23 protein-coding genes are annotated in these 25,371 nt (G+C 40.0%); 8 read left to right on the top strand and 15 right to left on the bottom strand.

Features of this window, described 5'->3' with window-relative positions; translation table 11 throughout:
• The first annotated feature begins 25 nt into the window (after positions 1-25).
• From CTY48_RS16300 to nrdG, 5 genes are all read left to right on the top strand, one after another.
• Positions 26-2,401, top strand: a complete 2,376-nt coding sequence (locus CTY48_RS16300) for an endonuclease MutS2 (RefSeq protein ID WP_099469508.1) — start codon at positions 26-28, stop codon at positions 2,399-2,401.
• A 27-nt stretch (positions 2,402-2,428) separates the two neighbouring features.
• Entirely contained in the window at positions 2,429-3,127 is a 699-nt protein-coding gene (locus tag CTY48_RS16305) for a response regulator transcription factor (RefSeq protein WP_099469509.1), read from the top strand.
• A 3-nt stretch (positions 3,128-3,130) separates the two neighbouring features.
• Entirely contained in the window at positions 3,131-4,555 is a 1,425-nt protein-coding gene (locus CTY48_RS16310; protein WP_099469510.1) for a sensor histidine kinase, read from the top strand.
• A 209-nt stretch (positions 4,556-4,764) separates the two neighbouring features.
• The gene (gene nrdD / locus CTY48_RS16315) at positions 4,765-6,924 is read left to right on the top strand and encodes an anaerobic ribonucleoside-triphosphate reductase (RefSeq protein ID WP_099469511.1); all 2,160 of its coding nucleotides are present in this window, start codon (positions 4,765-4,767) and stop codon (positions 6,922-6,924) included.
• A 1-nt stretch (position 6,925) separates the two neighbouring features.
• Positions 6,926-7,453 (top strand): anaerobic ribonucleoside-triphosphate reductase activating protein, encoded by a 528-nt coding sequence (nrdG, locus tag CTY48_RS16320; protein WP_099469512.1) that lies wholly within the window; start codon positions 6,926-6,928, stop codon positions 7,451-7,453.
• Positions 7,454-7,552: 99 nt separating this feature from the next.
• On the opposite strand, the gene CTY48_RS16325 is transcribed toward nrdG, so the two are convergent.
• The 10 genes from CTY48_RS16325 to CTY48_RS16375 all read right to left on the bottom strand — a co-directional run bounded on the left by CTY48_RS16325 (position 7,553) and on the right by CTY48_RS16375 (position 16,467).
• Positions 7,553-8,395 (bottom strand): TraX family protein, encoded by an 843-nt coding sequence (locus tag CTY48_RS16325; RefSeq protein WP_143452734.1) that lies wholly within the window; start codon positions 8,393-8,395, stop codon positions 7,553-7,555.
• 8 nt (positions 8,396-8,403) lie between these two features.
• Positions 8,404-8,862, bottom strand: a complete 459-nt coding sequence (locus CTY48_RS16330) for a hypothetical protein (RefSeq protein ID WP_099469514.1) — start codon at positions 8,860-8,862, stop codon at positions 8,404-8,406.
• Between the two features lie 322 nt (positions 8,863-9,184).
• A complete protein-coding gene (locus tag CTY48_RS16335) occupies positions 9,185-9,475 on the bottom strand; it encodes a hypothetical protein (protein WP_099469515.1) in 291 nt (96 codons plus the stop codon).
• Between the two features lie 702 nt (positions 9,476-10,177).
• Positions 10,178-10,684: a hypothetical protein gene (locus tag CTY48_RS16340; protein ID WP_099469516.1), complete on the bottom strand. Its 507-nt coding sequence runs from the start codon at positions 10,682-10,684 to the stop codon at positions 10,178-10,180.
• A gap of 632 nt (positions 10,685-11,316) precedes the next feature.
• On the bottom strand, positions 11,317-11,865 hold the full coding sequence (gene spoVT, locus CTY48_RS16350; protein WP_099469518.1) for a stage V sporulation protein T: 549 nt from the start codon (positions 11,863-11,865) through the stop codon (positions 11,317-11,319).
• Positions 11,866-11,950: 85 nt separating this feature from the next.
• Complete coding sequence (locus CTY48_RS16355; protein ID WP_099469519.1) at positions 11,951-12,157, bottom strand: hypothetical protein; 207 nt, start codon at positions 12,155-12,157, stop codon at positions 11,951-11,953.
• A complete protein-coding gene (locus CTY48_RS16360) occupies positions 12,154-13,122 on the bottom strand; it encodes a phosphodiester glycosidase family protein (protein ID WP_099469520.1) in 969 nt (322 codons plus the stop codon). The genes CTY48_RS16355 and CTY48_RS16360 overlap by 4 nt, the downstream gene beginning before the upstream one ends.
• Complete coding sequence (locus CTY48_RS16365) at positions 13,119-14,186, bottom strand: GtrA family protein (RefSeq protein WP_099469521.1); 1,068 nt, start codon at positions 14,184-14,186, stop codon at positions 13,119-13,121. The genes CTY48_RS16360 and CTY48_RS16365 overlap by 4 nt, the downstream gene beginning before the upstream one ends.
• Before the next feature lie 291 nt (positions 14,187-14,477).
• Positions 14,478-14,969, bottom strand: a complete 492-nt coding sequence (locus CTY48_RS16370; RefSeq protein ID WP_099469522.1) for a GNAT family N-acetyltransferase — start codon at positions 14,967-14,969, stop codon at positions 14,478-14,480.
• Positions 14,970-15,012: 43 nt separating this feature from the next.
• Positions 15,013-16,467 (bottom strand): nicotinate phosphoribosyltransferase, encoded by a 1,455-nt coding sequence (locus CTY48_RS16375; protein WP_099469523.1) that lies wholly within the window; start codon positions 16,465-16,467, stop codon positions 15,013-15,015.
• A gap of 205 nt (positions 16,468-16,672) precedes the next feature.
• Here CTY48_RS16375 and CTY48_RS16380 point away from each other — a divergent pair, with 205 nt between their 5' ends.
• A complete protein-coding gene (locus tag CTY48_RS16380; protein WP_099469524.1) occupies positions 16,673-17,293 on the top strand; it encodes an HAD family hydrolase in 621 nt (206 codons plus the stop codon).
• A 12-nt stretch (positions 17,294-17,305) separates the two neighbouring features.
• Here CTY48_RS16380 and CTY48_RS16385 read toward each other — a convergent pair whose 3' ends face one another.
• From CTY48_RS16385 to CTY48_RS16400, 4 genes are all read right to left on the bottom strand, one after another.
• Positions 17,306-19,276 carry an ABC transporter permease gene (locus CTY48_RS16385; protein ID WP_099469525.1) on the bottom strand — a complete coding sequence of 657 codons (1,971 nt, stop codon included), beginning with the start codon at positions 19,274-19,276 and terminating at the stop codon, positions 17,306-17,308.
• Positions 19,269-20,036, bottom strand: a complete 768-nt coding sequence (locus tag CTY48_RS16390) for an ABC transporter ATP-binding protein (RefSeq protein ID WP_099469526.1) — start codon at positions 20,034-20,036, stop codon at positions 19,269-19,271. The genes CTY48_RS16385 and CTY48_RS16390 overlap by 8 nt, the downstream gene beginning before the upstream one ends.
• Before the next feature lie 110 nt (positions 20,037-20,146).
• Entirely contained in the window at positions 20,147-21,133 is a 987-nt protein-coding gene (locus tag CTY48_RS16395) for a sensor histidine kinase (protein ID WP_099469527.1), read from the bottom strand.
• Positions 21,126-21,800, bottom strand: coding sequence for a response regulator transcription factor (locus CTY48_RS16400; RefSeq protein WP_099469528.1), 675 nt, complete (start codon positions 21,798-21,800; stop codon positions 21,126-21,128). Before CTY48_RS16400 ends, CTY48_RS16395 begins: the two co-directional genes overlap by 8 nt.
• 147 nt (positions 21,801-21,947) lie before the next feature.
• On the opposite strand from CTY48_RS16400, the gene CTY48_RS16405 reads away from it, so the two are divergent.
• Positions 21,948-22,397 (top strand): GatB/YqeY domain-containing protein, encoded by a 450-nt coding sequence (locus CTY48_RS16405; RefSeq protein ID WP_099469529.1) that lies wholly within the window; start codon positions 21,948-21,950, stop codon positions 22,395-22,397.
• A 169-nt stretch (positions 22,398-22,566) separates the two neighbouring features.
• Positions 22,567-23,205 carry an undecaprenyl diphosphate synthase family protein gene (locus CTY48_RS16410; RefSeq protein ID WP_099469530.1) on the top strand — a complete coding sequence of 213 codons (639 nt, stop codon included), beginning with the start codon at positions 22,567-22,569 and terminating at the stop codon, positions 23,203-23,205.
• A gap of 55 nt (positions 23,206-23,260) precedes the next feature.
• On the opposite strand, the gene CTY48_RS16415 is transcribed toward CTY48_RS16410, so the two are convergent.
• Complete coding sequence (locus CTY48_RS16415; RefSeq protein ID WP_099469531.1) at positions 23,261-25,357, bottom strand: type 1 glutamine amidotransferase family protein; 2,097 nt, start codon at positions 25,355-25,357, stop codon at positions 23,261-23,263.
• Between the last annotated feature and the right edge of the window lie 14 nt (positions 25,358-25,371).

Consider the following 25,371-nt stretch of genomic DNA (forward strand, 5'->3'; position numbering starts at 1 on the left):
AAATTATAAAGGAAAGCGAAGATTCATGAACGAAAAAGCATTAAAAACTTTAGAATATACTAAAATAATCAACCAGCTTGAGAAACTTGCCTCCTCTTCTCTCGGAAAAGAGCTATGCCGTAATTTAAAGCCCTCCGACGATATTGAGGAAATCCGGCAGACTCAGCTTGAGACAAGCGATGCCATGAAGCGCATCCTAAAAAAAGGAAACCTCTCCTTCTCCGGTGCAAAGGACATACGCGCCTCCTTAAAGAGACTGGGAATCGGCAGTGTGTTAAATGCAGGCGAGCTTCTTAATATATGCACTGTATTAGAAACCGCAAGCAAGGTAAAATCTTATTCCAAAAAAGAGAATGCCGATGTACCGGACGATTCCCTAGACTGGCTTTTTGCTGCGTTGGAGCCAATTCACCCTCTTTACAGCAAAATCCGCCTCTGTATTGTCTCCGAGGAGGAAATCAGCGACGAGGCAAGCGGTACCTTAAAACACATTAGAAGAAGTATCCGCAACGCCAATGACAAAATACACTCTCAGTTAAATTCCATGGTAAACGGCTCCGCAAGATCTTATTTGCAGGATGCTGTCATCACCATGCGAAACGGACGTTACTGTATCCCTGTAAAGTCAGAATACAAGGGGCAGGTGCCGGGAATGGTGCATGATCAGTCCTCCACAGGCTCCACCATATTTATTGAGCCTATGTCCGTTGTAAAATTAAATAACGATATCAAGGAGCTGCTTTTGAAGGAGCAGGAGGAAATCGAGCGTATTCTTGCTGAACTCAGTGATTTAGCGGCTCAGCATACGGAAGTTTTACAGGAGGATTTTGAAATTCTCACAAAACTAGATTTTATTTTTGCAAAGGGGCAGCTCTCCCTTGAGCATAAAGGAAGCGAGCCTGTTTTTAACACAGAGGGCAGAATTGAGTTAAAAAATAGCCGGCATCCGCTGCTTGACAAGGATAAAGTTGTTCCGATCAACATTCGTCTTGGTGATGACTTTGACCTGCTCATCGTTACCGGACCAAATACAGGCGGAAAAACCGTTTCCCTAAAAACAGTCGGGCTGCTAACCCTGATGGGGCAGGCAGGGCTTCATATTCCGGCATTTGACGGATCAACCCTTGCTGTATTTAAGGAGATTTATGCAGATATCGGGGACGAACAGAGCATTGAACAGAGCTTAAGTACGTTTTCCTCTCATATGACAAACATTGTGTCCATTTTGGATAAGGCAGATAAGGATTCACTCGTTCTCTTTGACGAGTTAGGGGCCGGAACCGACCCGACAGAGGGAGCGGCACTTGCCATCTCCATCCTCTCCTTTTTACACAATATGCAGGTTCGTACTATGGCAACTACCCATTACAGCGAATTGAAAGTCTTTGCACTCTCTACTCCCGGGGTTGAAAACGCCTCCTGTGAATTTGATGTAGAGACACTGCGCCCGACCTACCGTCTCCTAATCGGTATTCCGGGTAAGAGTAATGCATTTGCAATTTCCAGCAAGCTTGGGCTTCCCGACTACATCATTGACGATGCCAAGAGCCACATTACAACGCAGGATAAGAATTTTGAGGATGTCATTGCTGATTTGGAGACGAGTCGCGGCATCATTGAGCGGGAACGCGCAGAAATCAAACTCTATAAGACAGAAATCGAATCATTAAAAGCGGCATTGACAAAAAAAGAAGAAAAGCTGGAGGAACGCCGCGATGCCATTCTTCGCGAGGCAAACGAAAAAGCACATGCCGTTTTGCGGGAAGCAAAAGAATATGCTGATCAGACCATTAAGAATTTCAATAAATACGGGAAGGCTGTCCCTTCCATGAAAGACATGGAAAATGATCGAAACAGCTTGCGCGGCAAGATGTCAGAGGTTGAGAAAAACCTTTCCATGAAAAATAGCGCACCTCAGAAAAAGAAGCATAAGGCTGCGGATTTCCACATCGGAGACAGTGTCAAGGTACTCAGCATGAACCTGACCGGAACGGTCAGCACACTGCCTAATCAAAAGGGTGATTTGTTTGTACAGATGGGAATTCTTCGCTCTCAGGTGAATATCCGTGATTTAGAGTTGGTTGACGAGCCGGTTATCACAGGACCTTCTCTGACAAGGACGGGCGGCGGCAAAATTAAAATGTCCAAATCCTACACCATTTCGCCGGAAATCAATCTCATCGGCATGACGACCGATGAGGCAATCGTCCAGCTCGACAAATATTTAGATGATGCCTATTTAGCACATCTGCCGCAGGTTCGCATTGTTCACGGACGTGGTACAGGAGCCCTCCGAACCGCCGTCCACAATTTCTTAAAGCGGCAAAAATATGTCAAATCATACCGCTTAGGTGTTTTCGGCGAGGGTGAGACAGGCGTTACCATCGTAGAATTTCAGTAGTCTATTAAAAATATTGGAGGATATAAAATGGTTGCAAAACAAAAAATACTCGTTGTTGACGACGATGTCAACATTGCAGAGCTGATTTGTCTCTATCTGACAAAGGAATGCTTTGACACAATGATGGTTCATGACGGGGAAGAAGCCATCACTGCCTTTGACACCTTTCAGCCCAATCTGATTCTTCTGGATTTGATGCTTCCGGGAATTGACGGCTATCAGGTATGCCGCGAAATTCGTGCAAAATCCACGGTTCCCATCATTATGCTCTCCGCAAAGGGAGAAATCTTTGACAAGGTACTCGGACTCGAACTGGGAGCTGATGATTACGTGATTAAACCCTTTGATTCCAAGGAGCTTGTCGCAAGGGTAAAGGCTGTGCTGCGCCGCTATCAGGTTGTAAAGCCTGTGCCGGAAAACCACGACATCAAGGCTGTCGAGTATCCCGGACTTATCATCAATCAGACCAATTATTCGGTTGTTTACAACGGTGTTTCCGTTGATATGCCGCCAAAGGAGCTGGAGCTTCTCTATTTTCTTGCCTCCTCTCCAAATCAGGTTTTTACAAGAGAACAGCTTCTTGACCATATATGGGGCTACGAATACATCGGAGATACCAGAACCGTGGACGTTCACATCAAGCGTCTTCGTGAGAAAATTAAGGACCATGAATCATGGAGCCTTTCTACCGTATGGGGTATCGGATACAAATTTGAGGTGAAATAGACAATGAAAAACCGAATCTACATGAAATTTATAGTTGCATATCTGCTGTTTGGTGTTATGAGCTTTATCACCGTTGCCACTCTGACCTCTGATTTAACGCTGAACCACATAAAGGCAAACAGGGCAGAGTCGCTATACAAGGTGGCAAATATCATCGTTTCCAAATATGCCTCCGGCTTTTATAAGGGTGAGCTTTCCATCAATACATTTCATAACCACTTAGAGGCAATGGGACCTTATCTTTCCTCTACGATATGGATTGTGGATTCGGAGGGAAAAATCATTATCAACTCTCAGGAAACTACCGTTTCGGAGAGCCCTATTGTAATTCCGAATTTTGACCCGACAATCTCCGGAAGCAGCTACTATCAGACAGGAAATTTTTATGGCATGTTTGACGAGAGCATGCTGAGCGTAATCAGCCCGATTACCTCGAACTACAAAATTAAGGGCTATCTTGTGATTCTCACGCCGATGAATGAGATTATAGCCTCCCAGAATAAGATCTTAAACATTACCTACTATACTTTAGGCGTTATCTTTTTACTCTCCACAATCATTATGATAGCCTTCACCTTCATGGTGTATTTCCCTATACGGAAAATCACTTATGCCGCCAACGAATACGCCCACGGTAATCTGAAGTATGAGCTTGACATCCATAAGGAGGACGAAATCGGCTACCTTGCCAACACGCTGAACTATATGTCCAGCGAGCTCAGCAAAAGCGAGGAATACCAGAAAAAATTTATCGCAAATATTTCCCATGACTTTCGCTCTCCCCTCACCTCAATCAAGGGCTATATTGAGGCAATTATTGACGGGACCATTCCGCCCGAAATGCAGGAAAAGTACTTAAATATTATTTTATTTGAGACAGAACGTCTGACCAAGCTCACAAGCAGTCTCCTGACACTGAATGATTTCAATACGAAGGGAATGCTTGAAATTTCAAACTTTGATATCAACGGAGTTATCAAGAAAACTGCTTCAACCTTCGAGGGAACATGCACGGAAAAGAAAATTTCCATTGAGCTTATCTTGACCGGCCATCATCTGTTTGTCGCTGCCGATATGAGCAAAATTCAACAGGTTATGTATAACCTGATTGACAATGCGATTAAATTCAGCCACAACAATTCGATTATCTATGTGGAAACCACGGAGAGAAACGGAAAGATTTTCGTCTCTGTGAAGGATACCGGAATTGGTATTCCTAAGGAAAGCTTGAAACGGATTTGGGAACGCTTTTATAAGAGTGATCTTTCAAGGGGAAAAGACAAACGAGGTACCGGACTCGGACTTGCCATTGTAAAAGAAATCGTGCAGGCGCACGGAGAAAATATCAATGTAATCAGTACCGAGGGCGTCGGCTCAGAATTTATTTTTACTTTGCCACTTGCTAAGTCTTCGGGTGGAGATATGTAAATTTTTTTATTTCCCATATATTCTATATTTCCACCACATATAGTACTTTCGTTCCTTGACAAGCACTATATTTTGTATTATAGTTTTAATCGTGACATATATTAAATTTTGATCATGGTGCCCAAAAACACCTTAATTTAAATCCAGAAATTCACAAAATTTTGTGAATTTCTTATTACGTTAATACATAAACAAAGGAGATATGGGGAATGAGGATTATCAAAAGGAACGGTTCAGAGGAGACATTTGACATTAATAAAATCGTATCGGCGGTTGCCAAAGCGAGTGATTCCACCGATCAGATTACATTAAACAAGGAACAGATTCAGGAAATTGCCGATTATGTGGAATACAAGTGTAATAAGTTAAACAGGGCTGTCTCTGTGGAAGAAATTCAGGATATGGTAGAAAACCAGATTATGGCAACAGGAGCCTTTGATTTGGCAAAGAACTATGTCCGATACCGTTATCAGCGTTCCTTAGTTCGAAAGGCAAACACAACCGACAATCGTATTTTGTCTCTCATTGAGTGCAACAACGAGGACGTAAAGCAGGAAAATTCTAACAAGAATCCTACCGTAAACAGCGTGCAGCGCGATTACATGGCTGGTGAAGTAAGCAAGGATATTACAACAAGACTGCTTCTGACACCGGATATTGTGGAAGCCGATAAGCAGGGATTGATTCATTTCCATGATTCCGATTATTTTGCACAGCATATGCACAACTGTGATTTGGTCAATTTGGAAGACATGCTTCAAAACGGAACCGTAATCAGCGAGACATTGATTGAGAAGCCGCATAGCTTTTCCACCGCCTGCAATATCGCGACCCAGATTATCGCACAGGTTGCCAGCAACCAGTACGGCGGTCAGAGCATCAGTCTGGCTCATCTTGCGCCTTTTATTCAGATATCCAGAGATAAAATCCGTGCAGAGGTGTTGGAAGAAATCCAAATGCTTGGCGGCACTGTAAGTGAAGAGACAATTCAAACAATCGTTGAAAAAAGACTTCGCAAGGAAATCATCAAGGGTGTACAGACAATTCAGTATCAGGTTATCACTCTCATGACTACAAACGGTCAGGCACCGTTTTTGACTGTGTTTATGTATCTGAATGAAGCGAAAAACGAGCAGGAGAAGAAAGATCTTGCCATTATCATAGAAGAAACACTGAAACAGAGAATCAAGGGTGTAAAAAATGAAGCCGGTGTATGGGTAACCCCAGCATTCCCAAAACTGATTTATGTTTTGGAGGAGGACAATATAAACGAAAACTCCGAGTACTATTATTTAACCGAGATTGCCGCAAAATGTACTGCTAAGCGTCTTGTTCCTGACTACATCTCCGAAAAGAAAATGAAGGAACTAAAAGAAGGCAACTGCTTCCCGGTAATGGGCTGCCGCAGCGCACTTAGTCCTTGGAAGGATGAGAATGGAAATTACAAATTCTACGGTCGTTTCAATCAAGGTGTCGTAACCGTAAATTTGGTTGATGTTGCTCTCTCTTCCGGTGGAAACATGGAAAAATTCTGGAACATTTTTGACGAGCGTCTTGAACTTTGCTACCGTGCTCTTATGTTGCGCCACAACCGCCTAAAAGGAACCTTATCTGATGCCGCTCCTATTTTATGGCAAAATGGTGCTCTGGCAAGACTAAAAAAAGGCGAGACGATTGATAAACTGCTTTATGGCGGATATTCCTCAATTTCTCTCGGTTATGCCGGATTATACGAGTGTGTAAAATACATGACTGGCAACTCCCATACTAATCCGGAAGCCGAAAAATTTGCACTGGATGTTATGAAGTATATGAATACTGCCTGCGATCGTTGGAAAGAAGAAACTGATATCGCTTTTGGTATTTACGGCTCTCCGATTGAAAGTACTACCTATAAATTTGCAAAATGCCTACAAAAGCGTTTTGGTGTTGTGAAGGGTGTGACAGATAAAAGTTATATCACAAACAGTTATCATGTCAACGTTGCGGAACCTATTGACGCCTTTGCAAAGCTCGAATTTGAATCAAAGTTTCAGGCATTGTCCACAGGCGGTGCGGTAAGCTACGTCGAGGTGCCAAACATGCAGCAAAATATCCCTGCAGTGCTTCAGGTTATCCGCTTTATCTACGACCACATCATGTATGCGGAGTTAAATACGAAGAGTGATTACTGCCACGAATGCGGATTTGACGGAGAAATCGTAACAGTTCAGGATGAGGAGGGCAAGCTTGTTTGGGAATGCCCGAAATGCGGAAATAGAAACCAAGATAAGATGAATGTGACACGAAGAACTTGCGGTTACATCGGAACACAATTCTGGAATCAGGGAAGAACTCAGGAAATAAAAGAAAGGGTACTCCATCTGTAATATGAACTACGGAGAAATAAAAAAATATGATATTGCCAACGGTGAGGGTGTACGGGTATCTTTGTTTGTTTCAGGCTGCACGCATAAGTGCAAGGGCTGTTTTAATGAAGAGACTTGGAATTTCCTCCATGGAAATCCCTTCACCGAGGAAACGGAAAAAGAACTTCTGGAAGCTTTGTCCAAAAGCTATATTAACGGCTTATCTCTCCTTGGCGGAGAACCATTCGAGCCTCAAAACCAGAAAGTGCTGCTTTCCCTTTTGAGGAAGGTACGGCAGACATTTCCAAATAAAAATATCTGGTGCTATACCGGCTATCTCTTTGACAAAGAATTGTTAAGTGAGAGTCGCGCCAGATGTGAATATACCGATGATATGCTCGGATTGATTGATGTTTTGGTGGATGGTGAATTCGTCCAAGCGCAAAAGGATATTACACTTTCCTTTCGGGGCTCCGCCAATCAAAGAATTATTGATGTGAAGGCTTCGCTTGAAGCCGGAACAGTTAAGCTGTTTGAGCTGTCTTCATAGATATGTCGGACTAATCATTTATGGGTATTGGTGCTTTTGAACACCTGTTTAATATAGGAACGGGAAGAAAGTGATAATCGCTTTCTTCCCGTTTGTCCTTTATATTAAGAAAAGATTATAAAGAACTATGATATGTAAAGGGTAAAAGAAATAAAAGAAATATTTTTGTTTTTTCCCCTGCTTATGATTGTAGCACAATAGAAAAGGCAAGGAAAATATCATCATCCATTGAAAGTTTTCCAAAAAAGGATTTCCACCTACATCCATCTGCCCTATTCCTAAGAGCCAAAGCATATAATCTAATACTTCATAGAGAATATGAAATCCTTTAAATCGAATAAGTCCCAAGGACATTCCAATGATTGATGTAGTCATCAGAAAGAAAAGTAAGGAATCAAATAAAAGAAAACTGATTACTAACTTCCAATTATTTCTTTTATATAAATAAAAGATAATTCCTAGCAGAACATAAATAATACCTCCTTCTAAATTAAATAGATTCCCAAGTAACGCAGGAATAATATAAATAATAAGTCCTGAATTTACATCATAGTCAGCATTTCCTAGCAAAATCGGAATTAATATAGTGATTATCTGCCACAAAACATATGCCGTTACATAATAGTAGTGTTTTTCTTTTGTTCTGCAAATTTCAAATAAATACAATAACAAACATATTGAAAACAATGTCCTAAAAAAATTATTTGGAATATCATATGTGCTCTGTATAAATGCCATTACGATACTGGCTATATACATACGTAATAAATATTTCTTTTTGCTATGCGTATACTCAAAACTCCATACACAGCAAAATAAAAATATAGGAGCCGATGATCTGCCTATCCATCTCAAAATAATTGGTGCATTAGGAACAAACTCCCCTATATGGTCTATAACCATCAGTATCAACGCCAGCCATTTTAACTTGTTACTACTCAATTAATATCTTACCATTCCCATCCGCTTATTGTTCCGCTAAAGTCCATATAGCTTCCTTCAAAACTTATATAAATTTTATCCGAGCTATTTAAATCCTCTACAGAGAAACTTGCTTCACTATTCGCTTTAACTGTTTTTGTTGCTAGTGATAATGTTTTTATTACTTTCACTTTAACATCATAATCACTGTAATTTTTTACTGTTACTGTATAATTTTCATTTCCAGTAAACTTATAGCTAGTATATAATGTCTGATAATTGGATGTACCTGAAAAAGTATAATCACCTTTTGTACTTGTATTCCATGTTTGGGTGGGTTTACTTGTACCTTGAATAGATATCTGTCCTTCAGGAATAGTTGGTGATACACCATTATATACTTCAGTTTTTTCAGAAGCAAAAGCAACACTTGGTGATACAACAAACATTAATGCTATCAAGGTTATAATGCTAAGAATTCTTTTCATGATAATATTCCTCCAATCTCGGTATAATCTCTAGTGTCCTTTTTACCTTTTTTAGGTGACAACTCTCTAAAGATTATTATTCAATTATATTCTTAATCTTAAAAATATAATAAAGTATAGTTACATTGCAGAAAAAATATCGATATCTTTCAACACTTATAATGATAACACTACTTTTTAATTTTTCAATAGGATTAGTTTGAATGGACGTTTTGAAGGCGTGAATGGACAAACTGTTCCATTTTAGGTTTAAAGGGGTTTTAGAGGGGTATTCAACAGTGGATGTCAGGGGAGAAACATTTGTGACCTAAAAACTATCTTATTATTTTCCCATACTTACACCATAAATCAACTGATTATTTTCTTCATTACAAACAAGCATCATTTCCAGTCCGCCGTCTAGTAATTTACCTTTTGGATATATATAATACATTTTCTGTTGTCCATCTATTGCCTCGCTAAAATACCTTTCAAAAACCCCATCTTTCTCTACTTTATATTCCTCATCAGACAAGGTATATTCAAGTGATATAATGAGATTATCGTCAAATATATTGCTTTCCTTCCTGCATACTAATGCTGTTTTTTGGGGATCTCGTTTTTTTCTTGCCATAGTATTTTAGTCCTTTTATTTTTTCTTTGTTTAGTTTACCATACCTTGACAGAAAAAAGAGCGTGTAGTTCATTTAGTTCTTGAACTTACACACTCTATTTTACACTCCCTAGACATTATACATATTTTGTCCACTTTTTTAACAAAACAAAAAATTATATTAACTACTAAATATTAACTACTATGAAAAATGACTCTTCCTGGAGTCATTTTTTATTTGACAAATAATTAATCAAATACTAAAATCTCCATTAATTATTGACTAAGATTTTCCCTCTTAGTAGGTTAGTCTATATTCTTAAAATACATCTGTATATTCCAGATAAATATTGAACACTTCACAATGCAATGGATATGATAATTATATCATACAATATTTAATTATAAAAGTTATAAAATCCAGATTTTCTTTCATTCTTAAATGTATCTCTTTAGCGGAAGAGACCTGCTTTACATATATAAAATTGTCTATTTAGAATAATGAACCAAAGAATAGTTTAAATTTATTTTTTCCATATGATGTCATAGATATTTTTTTTCTCATATAATCCAAAAATTCAGGATTAACTACTAACCAGTTCAATATTTATTTCTCTCTTATAAAACAATAACCTTATTCACGAATGAATAAGGTTATATTCCTATTTAGATGATTTTAAAATAATTCGTAACATCTATAAAAACGGTTTTGGTAAGATTATTTTATTCTACCATTGCAAGTTCACTAGAATCTATTGAATATGTATTATATATATCACCCAAAGTTGTTGTGGTGGTATTTGACTTAATATATTTATATGTTCCATCTGTTTTTTGAATATAATAATCTGCAACAGTTTTAATAATAGTATTTGAATTAATAGCACCGGAACTACGATATTGTGTAAAAACTATTTTAGAATTATCAGTTAATCCCGCTGTACTGATAGCTGTACTAACAGTAAAAGAACCAATTCCTGCAGCAATTGCAGCACCACCAGACAAAGCCATTGTACCTAAAGATAATCCTGAAAATAGTAATCCTAAAGTTAAATATGTAACAGAACCCGTACAAACTCCTGTTCCAAGTTGTACCCATGTTGTTGTAGCGGTAGTAGCAACAACAGATTCTTGCAATACTGTTTTTTCAGCGGCACTCACTTTTTCCGTAGAAAACACAGCCACCACTAAAATAGAAGCTACTAATAAACTAGAAACCTTTTTTTCCATTTTTTCATTACTTTAACCTCCTTATTTTTTAATTAATATTAATTATCTACCTTTTATTTTCTGTTTTTTAATTTTTTTTGCTTTTGAATTAGTCCTATTTCAAACACCAATAACAACATATTTATTATTATAAAATTAATCAAATTAATATTCCTAACTATTAATAATAATATTAAAAAAACCATACGGAGAATAGTTATAAAGAATCGTACGATTATACAAAATGTATACCACTTTTCTTTAATGTCTAATTTTCCTTTTTTCATTATTTTCTCCTTTTAACTCTTTTTTATCTATCTTTTTAAAAATCTGGAGGACTGTGTCACCTTATAATTTTATTTGATATTATCAAACACCTAAATAAAATCTTTGACCCTTTCATTTTCATGTATTTAGTCTCCATTCATATTATTTAGTTTTATATTTTTATTTGGCTCTTATACAGAAAACATAGCATAAATAATTTAAAATTTCAATTAAAACAGCATGAATAGTCAATCTGAGAGCATGAATGAACAATTTAGTGTCATAACTCAAAAGTAAAACCATAAACTAAAATCGAGTAGAAGGCTGGTAATTACTTTACCTGCCTTCTACTCGATTTATAAGCTATAAATTGTTCTTTTTAGAAATTATCCCTCCATCTGCCTTCCCAGAAAACCTGCTGCTGAAATAGCGAGCTTCTGCTCTGCTTTTTCTGTCTTACCGCTTTTGTCCTTACAGAGGATAATAACCGCACCTATGGCGTCTCCTTCACATAAAATCGGAGCAATCACCTCGGAGCCAAATTCATCCATCTCTTCATCCACAATGTTGATGTATTGCTTTTCTCCCACCGCAACGGTGAGCGTTTCCCTGTCGTTAATTGCCTCATCCAGCTTTTTGCTTATATTTTTTCCCATGAAATCTTTTTTGCTTCCGCCCGCTACCGCAATAATCTGGTCTCTGTCCGCGATACACACCACATGTCCGCAGGTCTGTGCCAAAACCTCAGAATATTGCTTTGCAAATAAACTCAATTCTCCGATTGGAGAGTATTTTTTCAGTATGATTTCTCCTTCTCTATCTGTAAAAATTTCTAAAGGATCTCCCTCACGAATCCGGAGGGTACGCCTAATTTCTTTTGGTATTACCACACGTCCTAAATCATCTATTCGTCTCACAATTCCCGTTGCCTTCATAATAACTCCTCCATTTAATGTATTAGTAGCTTTGCTTTGATACTATTATTTGTTAAATCAAGGATTTAATACATAAATATAGCAATTATTTTTGTTTTTGAATAACAAGTATAACTGACTGAATTACAGTTAAAATACACCACGCCCATAGCAGCTTCATCGAAAATTCATTATTGACAAAGTCCATCATCGGATTGTATTCATCTAAAATAAGAAATGTGATAAACATAACTGCAAATATAAGCATAAGGTGAGGTAAAAGCTTTCGAAATAGATCTGATATTTTTTTCAACTCTCCTTCACCTCCTTGATAATAATACTGTCGCTGCTTTGGCGCCCGCCGTTTACCGGATTGTTTACCACTTCACCCTCATAGGTCATAACGGAGGATTTTCCGCCATCCAAATTATAAGCTACATTACAGCCCAGCTCCTCGAAAAGCTCTGACATATCGGCTAATGTCATCCCTGCTGAGTCCTCCTCTCGCCCGTCAACCGTTACGAGGCAGTAGTGTCCCGGCTCATAATAGCCGATTGCAGTTCTCGGATTTTTACTTTGCAGCCTTCTGGATACGTCAAATTCTGAGAGGGCACCGCCGTCCTCCGCCAACAAACTTGGTCCAAAGGTCCATGCCTGATAAGCACCGTCTGCAACCGCCTGCTCTACATCAAAATTGCTTCCGGAAAATATCTTCATTGTTCCGTCATAATAAAGTACGCAGATATCCGCATCCGTCACCGTCGAACGATACACAACTCCATTTCGAATAACAATACCTTGCTTAGAATAGCTGTAGTAGTCTCCGTTCGTCGCCAAAATAGCGTTATTTTCCTCTGCCATATTCTCAATTGTATCCTTATAGCCGGTTCCGTATGTATCCTGAGCAAGTGCTGTCTGAAAGGATGTGATATCTGCTACATAAATGTCCGCTATATAATAGTTCACCTCCGAGCCGTTTATCGTGACAGCCCTTTCTTCCAGCGTAATGGATAGATTGGGGCTTGAATAGGAGTTTTCCGTCTGTATGACCGTGTCCGTAAAATGGGACGCAAACTTTTCACCCCAGTCGGTCGATTGGCTTTCATTTGACTCATCAGCAACCGTGGTTGCATCTGCTGTGTATGTCTTATTGCTCTCCTTGTTCGGTATCACATATTCCACTGCATAAAAAATTCCTACACATAAAAGTCCTACAAGAATATCCAGTGTTATGATACCGATCGCTTTTCCGATTTTCTTTTTCCTGCTGCCATTCATTTTGTTCCTCCTGCAACGCTTTCCTGCTTTATTTTTCGTCCGAAAATAACTTTCTGCTGCACAAGAAAACTGGTTAAAAATAGAAGCATCTCCGTAAGCACCTTGGCAATCGCCGGAGAAATAGCAAATACTCTGGTGAGCAGATATAGGATAAATGAATTTGCTCCTAAAATACTGATTGCAAGTATTGCATACTGTATCCCATAATTAGCTTTCTTGTTATTTTTCTTGAACACAAATTTTTTATTTAAATTGTAATTCGTCACGGCACTCACAAGCCTCGTAAGTACATTACATAGGATTACAGTACCTTTATATTTCATATCCCCAAGAGCATAGATAAGCCCGAGAAACAAGACATAATCCAAAAGTGCACAGACCGCCGAGGAGGTCATAAATTTAAAGATAACACCATAAACCCGCACGGAATCTCGCACAGCTCTGAAATGTGACGTCGAATTACTGCTATCTGCATAAATGGTTTCAATGGGAACCTCCGCAATTTTTATCCCTTCCTTTGCAAAAGTCAAAAGCATATTCATCTCATACTCGTAGCGCTCACCCTCAATCTCCAAAAGAAGGGGAATATATGTCGTGGAAACTGCGCGAAGCCCTGTCTGCGTATCCTTTAGGGATACCCTGCTTAACAAATAAAAAACGATCCTTGTGATGCGGTTTCCCATCAGGGATTTTATCGGAATCTTTCCCGTAAATTCTCTGCTGCCAAGAACCAAGGCGTTTTTATCTTGATAAAATTTCTCAATTACTTTTGTCATATCCGCCGCCGTGTGTTGCCCGTCCGCATCGATGAATACCACTCCGTCCTCTGCGGGCATATATCTTGCTATGTATCTTAAACCGGTTTTCATCGCCTCACCCTTTCCTAAGTTTTTAGGATGAGATATAATATCGGCATAATCTTTCAGTTTTTCAAACAATGAGATTTTCTCTGCACTGCTGCCGTCATTTACTATCACAATCGGATATCTTGTGCATAAATTCAGCCGTTCTACTATTTCCACCATACGAGCATCCGGCTCGTATGCGGGAATCACAATCACCATATTATCGCCTCCGTTCTAATGCTACTATAAGATATGGTATTGTTTGCTTTGTGTAGAACGGCTGAATTGTTTGTGAATTCTTATGGCGTTTTTTAAAAAAGGGGCTATATATATATAAGTGTGAGCAAAGCTCACACTTTGCGCCCGAGCGGGTTGCGCAGCAACAACTTCTACTCCGCGAGGTGCGCATAAATAGTTTTTTATACCATAGGAAGTTCGGAGAACTTTCCTATGGTATAAAAAGAGAACGGCTCCCGTCCGCTCTCTTTTGTGTTTGCTATAATTTGATGCCTACAACATCTTATAATGAGGCACAATATCTTCATAGCTTCCGTCGTCCATGCGAAATCCCTTCGGGATAACGCCAAGTCTTGTAAAGCCTAACTTTTCATATAAATGCAATGCCTTCTCATTACTTTTTACCACCGCATTAAACTGCAAAATTAAAAATCCAAGGCGTTTTCCCTGCTCTATGCTGTCGCATACCAGCTTTTCTCCAATCTTTTGCCCTCTCGCCCTGCTGCTCACAGCATAGCTTGCGTTGCTGATATGTCCGCAGCGTCCGATGTTGTTTGGATGCAGAATATATAAGCCGAGAACCTCTTTTGAGACTGTATCTACTGCCACGCCTGTAAAGGACTGTCTTTCAAACAGGGCCAAACCTGATTCCTCATCTAAAAGTTCCGTCTGAGGGTATGCCACTCCCTCCTTTACAACCTCGTTCCAGATTTCAATCATCTGTCCTACATCCTCTTTGCAAAACTCTCTTATCTCAATACTCATACGCTTCTCCTGTCCATCATTACGCTGCAAAAAGTGTGCGCTCTTAATCCGTCTGACTCATCTTATCTAACAGCTCTGATTTCATCTTATACAGCTTATTGGATAAATCCACATACACATTGTGAGGATTTATCAATCGTCTTGTCTCGTCCCAGAGGGTATCAAGCTCCTGCATACAGTATTCACGGATTTCCATAACTTTCGGTGACTCATAGACACATTCTCCGCCTTTAAATACAGGAACAAGCATTTCGCGCAATGTAAACGTACCCGCCTTCAGCTTCGTCTTCTTCCATGTTTCAATCGGATCAAAAATCATCAAATCCTTATCCTCCGGGAAGGTCTCATCAACCAGTGAAATCAAATCTGCCTTGATTTTTCCTGTTTCCTTCTCATAGATACGATAAATTGTCTTATTTCCCGGATTGGTAATCTTCTCTGTATTCTCGGAAAGCTTAATCTTTGGAACAAACTCGCCTTCCTCATTCATAATCGCCGCCAGCTTATAAACGCCGCCAAATGCCGGGCAGTCCTTGGAGGTAATCAAATTCGTGCCGACACCCCATGAGGAAATCGCAGCATGCTGTGTCTTTAAGCTGTCAATTAAGTACTCATCTAAATCGCTGGAGGCAGAAATAATCGCATCATAGTAGCCCGCAGCGTCGAGCATCTTTCTCGCCTTCTTTGAGAGGTACGCCAAATCTCCGCTGTCCATGCGGATGCCGTAGTAAGGCATCGGTATGTTGTTCGCCTTCATTTCATCAAATATTTTAATGGCATTTGGTACACCGGATTTTAGCGTATCATAGGTGTCTACCAAAAGCATGCATTTGTCAGGATAAAGCTCTGAATACTTCTTGAAAGCGGTATATTCATCCGGAAAGCTCATGATCCAGCTATGAGCATGAGTGCCGAGAACAGGCACATCAAATAACTGTCCTGCAAGCACGTTGGACGTTCCGATACAGCCGCCGATTACCGCAGCTCTCGCTCCGTATATACCCGCATCCGGTCCCTGCGCACGGCGAAGTCCGAACTCCATCACACCATCTCCCTTTGCCGCATAGACAACACGGGCTGCCTTGGTGGCAATCAAGCTTTGGTGATTAATAATATTTAAAATGGCAGTCTCCACAAGCTGCGCTTCCATAATAGGAGCCACTACCTTTACAATCGGCTCTCGTGGAAATATCACGCTTCCTTCCGGTATGGCATAGATATCTCCTGAAAAATGGAAATCGTTCAGATATGCAAGAAAATCCTCCTCAAATAGTGAAAGACTTCTCAAATATTCAATATCTTCTTGGTCAAAACGAAGATTTTTGACATAGTCAACCACCTGATCAAGCCCTGCTGCAACAGCATAGCCATTTTCCGATGGGTTCGTTCTGTAAAAAGCATCAAAAATAACCATCTCATTTTTATTGTTTTTAAAATACCCCTGCATCATTGTCAGCTCATATAAGTCTGTCAATAATGTTAACTTCATTGTACTCATCATAATCTCCTTCGTCTTGTCCTCTTTGTATATTCTAATTTAATTTTTCTGTACTTTACATCTGTATTTTTATAAACGTTTCCATTATATCACAAATTTTCAAGAATACACAACAAAATGTACCTTGTCATTCACCGACATCTATACTATTATGTTCTTATCACGAAAAGAACATACAAAAGGATACCATAATCTGGAGGGCAACATGGAAGCAATTATTTTTGATGTAGACGGAACACTTTGGGATTCCACCGAGGCGGTGGCGAAGTCTTGGAACTTGGCGATTGAAGAAAATACAGATCTTGATATGAGAGTGAATGCAGAGCAGTTAAAGGGATTGTTTGGAAAGCCGCTCGACGATATCGCAGATATTTTGTTTCCCATGTTAGTGGAAGCAGACAGAAGAATTTTACAGCGGCATTTATACGAATATGAACATGACATGATTGAAAAAGAAGAATGCTATTTTTATGAAGGCGTGAAAAGCGTGATTCCAGCTCTCTCTGAAAAATATAAATTATTCATTGTAAGCAACTGCCAATCCGGCTATATTGAGGCATTTTTAAAGGTGTCCGGGCTTGGAGCATACATTACAGACTTTACTTGTCCCGGCGAGACAAATCTTTTAAAAGGGGATAATTTGAAGCTGATTATGCAGCGAAATCACTTGAACTCCGCTATTTATGTGGGCGATACCCAAGGTGATGCCGAAGCCTGCAAAATAGCCGGTATTCCGATTATCTATGCAAGCTACGGCTTTGGGTCTGTCCAGTCGCCTGACTATGTGATTGCAGGCTTTTCAGATTTGCTTATACTGGACTTTTAATTGAAAAAATTTTTAAAATTTTATAATCTTATAGTAGGTTCTTGCTGTCATCTTATACACAATAATATAGATGACGGCAAAGGCAGCCGAAGTCGCTGTGATACACCTGAATATCAAACCATAGTCAGCCAGATAAAACGCCGACATCATGGACTTTATAATGTTAGATGCCGCTATCAAATGAATGAGTGCCGTGATAAGCGGAAGATAAAACACAATAATAATCTGACGGTTAATCGCCTTTTTTACCATGAATTCGTCCATTCCCACCTTTTGTAGTATCACAAAGCGTTCCCTGTCATCGTATCCTTCCGTCACCTGCTTAAAATATATAATTAATATTGTGATGGTAAGAAAAATCAGGATAAAAAATATTCCGATAAAAAGTATGCCGCCATATATACTATATGCATCGGTACGGCTGGCATCAATATTACTAACCAACGATTTGAACTCAGCGCTGTCAATAATTGCAGCACCAAATGATATCCTATCATTTTCCTCCCCCTCATAATTGATATGCTGAACACTCTGCATGCCGGTCTCATCATACGGGTTTGTGTAAATATAGTTGCTAAAATCAACAGCCTCCGCCTCTGTTGCAAAAACAAAGTAGATTGTCTGGCTTATTTCCCCATACTTACCATCAAAAAGAATACTGTCTGTCAAAATATCATCTACCTCATACCATCTGTCGCCCGCCTTTATGCCTTGCGAAAACCCAGATATATCCTCATTTGATATCAGTACAACATGATTTTCCTCTATATTTATCTTAGTCTGACCAAGTCTGTTATATTCTTCCTGACTCATGGCAACAAAATTATACAGCAATTTTTCATCAATCTGGTCAAGCGATGCAAGTGCTTCGACGTTCGCCACTGAATCCTGCTGAAAAACGAAATAACCTTCTATTGCCTGAAACTCTATATAATCCGTTACTGTAAGTCCATATTCTTCGGCAAGCTTAAGCACATCTTCCTTCGGGAAAATATCCGCTTGATCCAAAATCGTCAAATCATATGGATTTCTCTCCTTCACAATCGTTTCCTGCCCCATGTACAGCGACACGCAGCCCGCAGCAGTCACAATTACCATCGTACTTAAAATGCAAATATTTGCAAGTCCTACCGCGTTATGTCTCATTCGATAAATCAGGCTTGAGGTGGAAATAAAATTTTCTGCCTTATAGTAAAAGCCCTTATTTTTCTTTAAAACATTTAACAGCACGATGCTTCCCGACATAAATAAAAGATAGGTCGCCACAATAACCGCCAGCACCGCCGGAAAAAACACGCTGATTGCCTGAATATAATTTTGTATTGTATTTGCCTTGTAATACGCCCCGATAAGCAGGATAAGTCCGATGACGGTCAGCACACCTCTGCCCTTCACCTTCTTTTCTCCGTATTTTTCCCGGTGCAGCAAATCAATTGTTTTATTTTTCAAAATAATTACAATATTCATAATAAAACAAAAAATAAATATTACAGCAAAAAGCAGCATTGTAGAAAGATAAGGCAGCGCACTTATGATAAAGGTGGAGTCTGTTGTTGTATGGCATATTTTTAAAAGCGCCAGAAAACAAAGCTTTCCGAGTACCGTTCCAACTAGCATTCCGGCTAAAACCGCTCCGCCGTATATCAGAATATTCTCAATCAGCATTACATAAATGATATGCTTTTTTTCCAGTCCTAAGACATGATATAGACCGAATTCCCTCAGCCTTTTTTTGATTAAAAAGCTATTGATATACACCATAAATATAAAGGTAATTACGATAATGAAGTTATTTGCAATCTCAAAGCACTGCTTTAGGGAGGCTGTTGCTGGTATATCTTTCAGCCCCTCATTACTTAGCATTGCAACGACAAGGTAATACATCACTGTAATAATGACAACCGCAGCGATATAGGGCAGGTTGATTTCCTTATTTTTCTTGATATTTACAACAGCAAGTTTTGCATATATATTTTTACCCAATGTCTACACCTCCGTCCGACAATACGGAGAGATTCGATATAATCCTCTGGAAAAATTCGTTTCTGGATTCCTCTCCGCGATATATCTGACTGAACACTTCCCCGTCTCTTATAAAAAGAATTCGCTTGGCATGACTTGCCGCCTGCGCACTGTGCGTTACCATCAAAATGGTCTGCCCTGCCTCATTGATTTTATCCATCATGTGCAGCAGGTTTCCCGAAGCCTTTGTATCCAGTGCCCCGGTCGGCTCATCTGCCAAAAGAAGTTTCGGGCTTGTAATGATTGCTCTTGCAACCGCACAACGCTGCTTTTGTCCACCCGATACCTCATATGGGAATTTTTCCAGAAGCTCTTCAATATCCAGCTCCTTCGCGATTGGTTTCAAACGACTTTCCATCTCCTTATAACCGGTTCCCGATAAGACAAGGGGCAGAAAAATATTGTCTTTTAGCGAAAAGGTATCCAACAGGTTGAAATCCTGGAACACAAAGCCCAGATTATTTCTTCGAAAGCTCGCAAGCTCTCCCTCCTTTATCTTTCCCATGCTCTTTCCTTCCAGCAAAACCTCCCCGCTCGTTGGCTTATCAAGTGAAGCAAGGATGTTTAAAAGGGTCGTCTTTCCTGAACCAGAGGGACCCATAATTGCCACATACTCTCCCTTTTCCACTGTGAAATTCACATCAAAAAGTGCCTGACACTGCTGGCCGCCAAATCTGGTATTGTAAATTTTCTTTATATTTTTTACTTCCAGTAAGTTCATTTTGTTTTCCTCCATTTATTATACTCGTTTTACTGTCTCTATCATAATAAAAAAAGAAATGCACTGCCATAGTCTTAGCTTACATTTCTTTTTTATTTCTTACATTTTTGTCACTTTATATAATTTCTTATAAAAACATGTACCTTGGTTCCTTTTCCAACCTCTGATTCAAGGGATATCTCATGATTGAGTGCCGCAGCCACCTTCTGTGCCAGATAAAGTCCAATTCCGCTTGCTTTCTTGTCCATTCTTCCGTTGAAGCCGGTATATCCTTTCTCAAAAACCCGCTTTCTGTCCTCTTTCTTTATGCCGATGCCCGAATCCTCAACGGTGAGATACCAGCCCTCCGGTACCTGCCTCGTGTAAATGCGGATTGTTCCTGTATTTGTATATTTTATGGCATTGGACAATAGCTGTTCAAGCAGAAACGCAAACCATTTGCCATCCGTCGTGATTGTCTCCTCACAGCCTTCTATCTCCACACCAAGTCCTTTATGAATAAAAAGAAGTGAATATTTTTTCACGCTCTGACTGACTAAACTTTTTAACGTATATTCCCCAATGACTAAATCCGCTTCAATATTTCCGATTTTAATAAACTGCAATACCAGCTCCACGTACTGCTCAATTTTAAAAAGTTCCTGCGAAAACACCGACTTTTGCGGAATGTCCTCCATATTTTGCAGCACAAGGTGCATCGCAGCAATCGGCGTTTTAATCTGATGAATCCACAGCGTATAATATTCCAAGGTTTCCTTGTTCTGCCTATCCACTTGATTCAGGGTGCTTTGAATCACCTCATACAGACTCTCAATTACCTCATTGTATTTTTCCTCATAAGGATTTTCCGCCTTCGGGATATCTTGCACATAGATGCTTATATTTCTCTGAATTTCCTCCAATTTTCGAAATCGTTGTGTAAATCTTAGAAAATCAATGCTCAGAAAAAACAGCATCACAAGAAGATACAGGCACGCAATGTATAAAATATCATTTATCTTGATATTCAGCAAATATTCAAAGCCAGAAAACAGTGCAAGTGCAACGAACACACTGAGTAACACCCTCGCTTGGTATTTTACATAAGCTCTAATCATGCACCATATACCCCAATCCCTTTTTTGTCTCAATAAAATCAGAAAGCCCCTCGCCCTCCAGCTTTCTCCTCAAACGGTTCATATTCACCGTAAGCGTATTATCATCGATGAAGCTGTCGTTATCCCATAGCTTTTTCATAATCCGCTCCCTCGAAACAACCTCATTCTTGTGCTTCATCAGTATTTCCAGAATACGAAACTCATTTTTCGTCAGGTCAATTTTCTCACCGTTTAGCGAAAGGGAGGCATCATTTAGATTGAGTATCGCTCCCTTATGCTCCAGACAACTTGTCTCTGCTCTGTAATCATATGCTCTTCGCAAAAGTGCCTGCACCTTGGCAACCAATACCTCCATCGCAAAAGGCTTCGTGATATAATCATCACCGCCCATATTGACCGCCATTACAATATCCATCTTATCCGATCGAGAAGACAAGAAAATAATCGGCACCTTGGATAGCTTGCGAATTTCCATGCACCAGTGGTAGCCGTTGTAAAAGGGCAGTGAGATATCCATCAGCACAATCTGCGGATTGACTTCTGTAAATTCTGCAATTACATTGGATAAGTCCTTGACTCCCACCGCAGTAAAGCCCCATTTCCCAAGACTTTCAATTAATGCACCTTCTATAATTTCATCATCCTCCACAATTAATATCTGGTTCATAAGCCCTCCGTTTCTGGTTACTGCACACATTCTTTTCTATTCTTAAAGAATATCATTTAGGGCTTTTGCTGTCAAATGTCTCCCTTTTCTTTACAAATGTGGAAATACATTTTATAATTTAAAAAGAAAACAATAGGAGGTAACAAAATGAGTAAAATTGATGAAGTCAGAGCGGCCATGGTTGCGGCAATGAAAGCAGGAGAAAAAGAAAGAAAAGAATCCATTTCTTTGCTGCTGTCCGCATTAAAGAATAAGGCAATTGACAAGAGAAGCGATTTGACAGAAGAGGAAGAAAACGAGGTTGTTTTAAAGGAAATTAAGCAGACAAAGGAAACCTTGGAGCTTACCCCTGCCGACCGAACAGAAATTATTGAGGAATGCAAAAACCGTATTGCTGTTTTGGAGGAGTTTGCCCCTAAGATGATGAGTGAAGAGGAAATCAAGGCAGTCGTGCAGGAGGTTCTTGCATCTCTTGGCATTGATGCTCCTACCGCCAAGGATAAGGGTAAAATCATGAAGGAATTAATGCCGAAGGTAAAGGGCATTGCAGATGGCAAGCTGGTAAATGAGATTCTTGGTTCCTTTATGCAGTCATAACATTTTTGGTTAATATATGGAATGCTGGAAATACTATGCATAAACGTGCATAGTATTTTTTTATGCCATAGGAACGTTCCCCAAGCTTCCTATGGCATAAAAAGGCTCTTCGTGCCAGAGTGTGAGCAACGCTTACACTTTCTTATTATTCTAGATAGGAGAGATAAAAATGAGACTACCTTCCCATATAGCAATTATCCCTGACGGTAACAGACGTTGGGCAGTCAACCACAATCTTAACAAGGCAGACGGATACGATTACGGGCTTTCTCCTGGTTTGTCTGTTCTTCGCCTGGCAAAAAAGCTTGGTATTTCGGAGATTACCTACTACGGCTTTACCGTGGACAACTGTAAACGTCCTCCTGAACAGCTAAAGGCATTCAGCAAGGCATGTGTTGACGCCATTTCCCTGATTGCTCAGGAGGGCTGTTCCCTTCTCGTCATCGGCAACACCAAGTCAAAATGCTTTCCGAAGGAGCTGCTTCCCTACACCAAGAGAACGGATATCAACGGCGGCGGAATCAAAGTAAATTTCCTTGTCAACTATGGCTGGGAGTGGGATTTGTCCGGTCTTGAACAAAAAGAAAAGGACAAAAAGCCTTTCTCTGCCATTCACTCCCGTGATATTTCACGAATCGATTTGATTATTCGTTGGGGAGGCATGAGAAGATTGTCCGGCCTTTTGCCTGTTCAGTCTGTCTATTCTGATTTTTATATTGTAGATGAGATGTGGCCTGATTTTAAAGAGGAGCAGTTCTCACAGGCGCTGCTTTGGTATGACCGGCAGGATGTTACCTTGGGAGGCTGATTTGCCGTGCCGGCTATTATTAAAAAACCTCCCAAGGCAAATAACTATAGTGTTTCTAACACTCAATAAACACAGCACTCCTAGGAAGCAGACAATTTTCATCAAGAGCATATTGGAAATATCTCTTTCCTTTTATTTCATCTACGGATATCGGTGTTGAGGTATGGTTTGTTATAACAAGACCATTCGCAAAGCTTGCTACCTCAATACCCTTCTCTTGTATGCTGCAATTCGGTGCCACATAAGTGTTTAAAATATCTCTGAGCATATCCTGTTTCATATACGGAAGCGGATAAAGCTCATTATTTTTCTGGCTCAGCGGAACATGCGGTGCAATTTTCGCTGAATAATTGCTTCCATAATAAAATCCCAGCGAATACACCTTTCCTTTTCCATAGCTGTTCAACACTGCCGCACCTTTCCCGGAATGCTCATATACGGCAAGCAAGGTTTCTCCCTCAAATGTCTCAAATAAATCGCCCTGCACAAGTCCTCCGCCACGGTAAATAATCTCATCCTTTTCATGCGCTTCTCCCTTTATGTTAAGGCTTTGGTAAACCACCTCATCATTTGGTCCGTGAAGCAATACGCCTCCCTGCGCCACCCAGTCCTTAAGCGTCGCCTCCGCCTTTTCTCTTCTGTCCTTTTTATAAGACTGATTGGCAGGAATAATAAGCAGAGCATAATCTTTCAGCCTGCCTTCCTCGACAGCGTTGATGTCAATCACATCAACCTCATAGCCAAAGTCCAGACACGCCTGATAGAAACCTAGCAGGTCATAGCGTCTTTCGATATTACCCTCCACAGACATCGGCTCATAGGCTGCCATTGCATTCGGAAACAGCAAGGCAACAGACGACTTTTTCTTTTGACCAAGCAGCGGAATAACCTTTTTTGCCCAGTCATTGGCAGCAGAAAGGGAATTCAGAAAGCTCTTTTCCATTCGATGCAGTACCCCGCCATCATCCAGCCCGCACATTCCATAGGAGGAATATCCGTTGATACCACTGCCCACCATGCTGCCGATAATTTCACACGGCGAGATAAACTCATAAACATGCTGGTATAAAAATCTGCCCCAATAAATACCGCCCAAAAATTCTCTGCCTTCATTCATCGCTCGCATCATGCTGTGCTGTACCGACACCACATAGGCATTCGGATCTCCAAGCGGCGTCACCGGAACGCTGATAAACTGAGCCGCATCCACAAAAGGTGCAATCTCATACAAGTCAATTCCGCGCATCGCTGTGTCCCAAAGTTCGCTAAAGCCTACGCTCGAAATTTTTGAACCATCAATATTAAGAAAATGGCTCCATTGCGTCAGTGTCGGGCAGAGATATAAGTCTTTGTCTACCGACTTCAGTCTCTTTTGCATATCCTGAAAATAGAGAACAAGCTCCTGCTTCCTCCATTTCATATTGTCAATCCACATCTGATACTTTTCATTATCCGCCTTTATATCTGCCGCATCATAACAGCTATCGCCCTCATAAGCGCACGAAAACCAGTAATCCTTTGGTTCAAGCTCATCAAAAGCACTGAATTTTACGCGATATGCTCGGTTAAGGCTTTCAATATCCCCATAATTTTTTTCAAGCCATGACAGATATCGTTTTCTGCCATCTTCGTCAAAGCTTGGAGCCACAATCGGGTCCCACATACTGCAAATAGGCTTTTTCTCTTCTTGGTTTACCATAATTCTTGTATTATTTTCTCCGTAGTATCTGAGTAATCCGCTGACATGCTCCTGCATAGAGGTTTTTGCCTTGTCAGACCAGTAACGATACCATTTTCCGTCGCTGCCGTCTGGATTTACAACCGATTCCCCGTAAATAGGAGGGCTGAAACGGATATTAGGATACAGATTATCTGCATTTAGATAAAGGGACATAAATACATGGCTCAAGCCTTGCCTTTCGATTTCCTCCTGCATATATTCCTGCATTGCCACATATGGGCTTGCTTCCTTCCCCTCATAGCGGTCTCTGAAATCCTCCCAGGCTTTTGAATCAAGCAGTATGCTGTTAAATCCCAACTCTTTTAAAAGGCTTACGCCTTTCTTTACAAATTCCTTATCGTCGTACGCCGGTCTATAAAAGTTTCCAAACCATACATTGATATATGGCTTCCCTGTTCGTTTTTCTATCATTTCTTTTTTCCTTT

It is taken from the genome of Konateibacter massiliensis (assembly GCF_900184995.1).
In the GTDB taxonomy this organism is placed as follows: domain Bacteria; phylum Bacillota; class Clostridia; order Lachnospirales; family Lachnospiraceae; genus Lachnotalea; species Lachnotalea massiliensis.

What these genes read in the sequence shown, in the direction of transcription:
- CTY48_RS16305 (WP_099469509.1), top strand. Translation starts at nt 2,429, where the DNA reads ATGGTTGCAAAACAAAAAATACTCGTTGTTGACGACGATGTCAACATT.
- CTY48_RS16380 (WP_099469524.1), top strand. Translation starts at nt 16,673, where the DNA reads ATGGAAGCAATTATTTTTGATGTAGACGGAACACTTTGGGATTCCACC.
- CTY48_RS16395 (WP_099469527.1), bottom strand. Translation starts at nt 21,133, where the DNA reads ATGATTAGAGCTTATGTAAAATACCAAGCGAGGGTGTTACTCAGTGTG.
- CTY48_RS16360 (WP_099469520.1), bottom strand. Translation starts at nt 13,122, where the DNA reads ATGAATGGCAGCAGGAAAAAGAAAATCGGAAAAGCGATCGGTATCATA.
- CTY48_RS16310 (WP_099469510.1), top strand. Translation starts at nt 3,131, where the DNA reads ATGAAAAACCGAATCTACATGAAATTTATAGTTGCATATCTGCTGTTT.
- CTY48_RS16410 (WP_099469530.1), top strand. Translation starts at nt 22,567, where the DNA reads ATGAGACTACCTTCCCATATAGCAATTATCCCTGACGGTAACAGACGT.
- CTY48_RS16335 (WP_099469515.1), bottom strand. Translation starts at nt 9,475, where the DNA reads ATGGCAAGAAAAAAACGAGATCCCCAAAAAACAGCATTAGTATGCAGG.
- nrdD (WP_099469511.1), top strand. Translation starts at nt 4,765, where the DNA reads ATGAGGATTATCAAAAGGAACGGTTCAGAGGAGACATTTGACATTAAT.
- CTY48_RS16405 (WP_099469529.1), top strand. Translation starts at nt 21,948, where the DNA reads ATGAGTAAAATTGATGAAGTCAGAGCGGCCATGGTTGCGGCAATGAAA.
- spoVT (WP_099469518.1), bottom strand. Translation starts at nt 11,865, where the DNA reads ATGAAGGCAACGGGAATTGTGAGACGAATAGATGATTTAGGACGTGTG.
- CTY48_RS16365 (WP_099469521.1), bottom strand. Translation starts at nt 14,186, where the DNA reads ATGGTGATTGTGATTCCCGCATACGAGCCGGATGCTCGTATGGTGGAA.
- nrdG (WP_099469512.1), top strand. Translation starts at nt 6,926, where the DNA reads ATGAACTACGGAGAAATAAAAAAATATGATATTGCCAACGGTGAGGGT.
- CTY48_RS16370 (WP_099469522.1), bottom strand. Translation starts at nt 14,969, where the DNA reads ATGAGTATTGAGATAAGAGAGTTTTGCAAAGAGGATGTAGGACAGATG.
- CTY48_RS16390 (WP_099469526.1), bottom strand. Translation starts at nt 20,036, where the DNA reads ATGAACTTACTGGAAGTAAAAAATATAAAGAAAATTTACAATACCAGA.
- CTY48_RS16340 (WP_099469516.1), bottom strand. Translation starts at nt 10,684, where the DNA reads ATGGAAAAAAAGGTTTCTAGTTTATTAGTAGCTTCTATTTTAGTGGTG.
- CTY48_RS16375 (WP_099469523.1), bottom strand. Translation starts at nt 16,467, where the DNA reads ATGAGTACAATGAAGTTAACATTATTGACAGACTTATATGAGCTGACA.
- CTY48_RS16300 (WP_099469508.1), top strand. Translation starts at nt 26, where the DNA reads ATGAACGAAAAAGCATTAAAAACTTTAGAATATACTAAAATAATCAAC.
- CTY48_RS16415 (WP_099469531.1), bottom strand. Translation starts at nt 25,357, where the DNA reads ATGATAGAAAAACGAACAGGGAAGCCATATATCAATGTATGGTTTGGA.
- CTY48_RS16400 (WP_099469528.1), bottom strand. Translation starts at nt 21,800, where the DNA reads ATGAACCAGATATTAATTGTGGAGGATGATGAAATTATAGAAGGTGCA.
- CTY48_RS16330 (WP_099469514.1), bottom strand. Translation starts at nt 8,862, where the DNA reads ATGAAAAGAATTCTTAGCATTATAACCTTGATAGCATTAATGTTTGTT.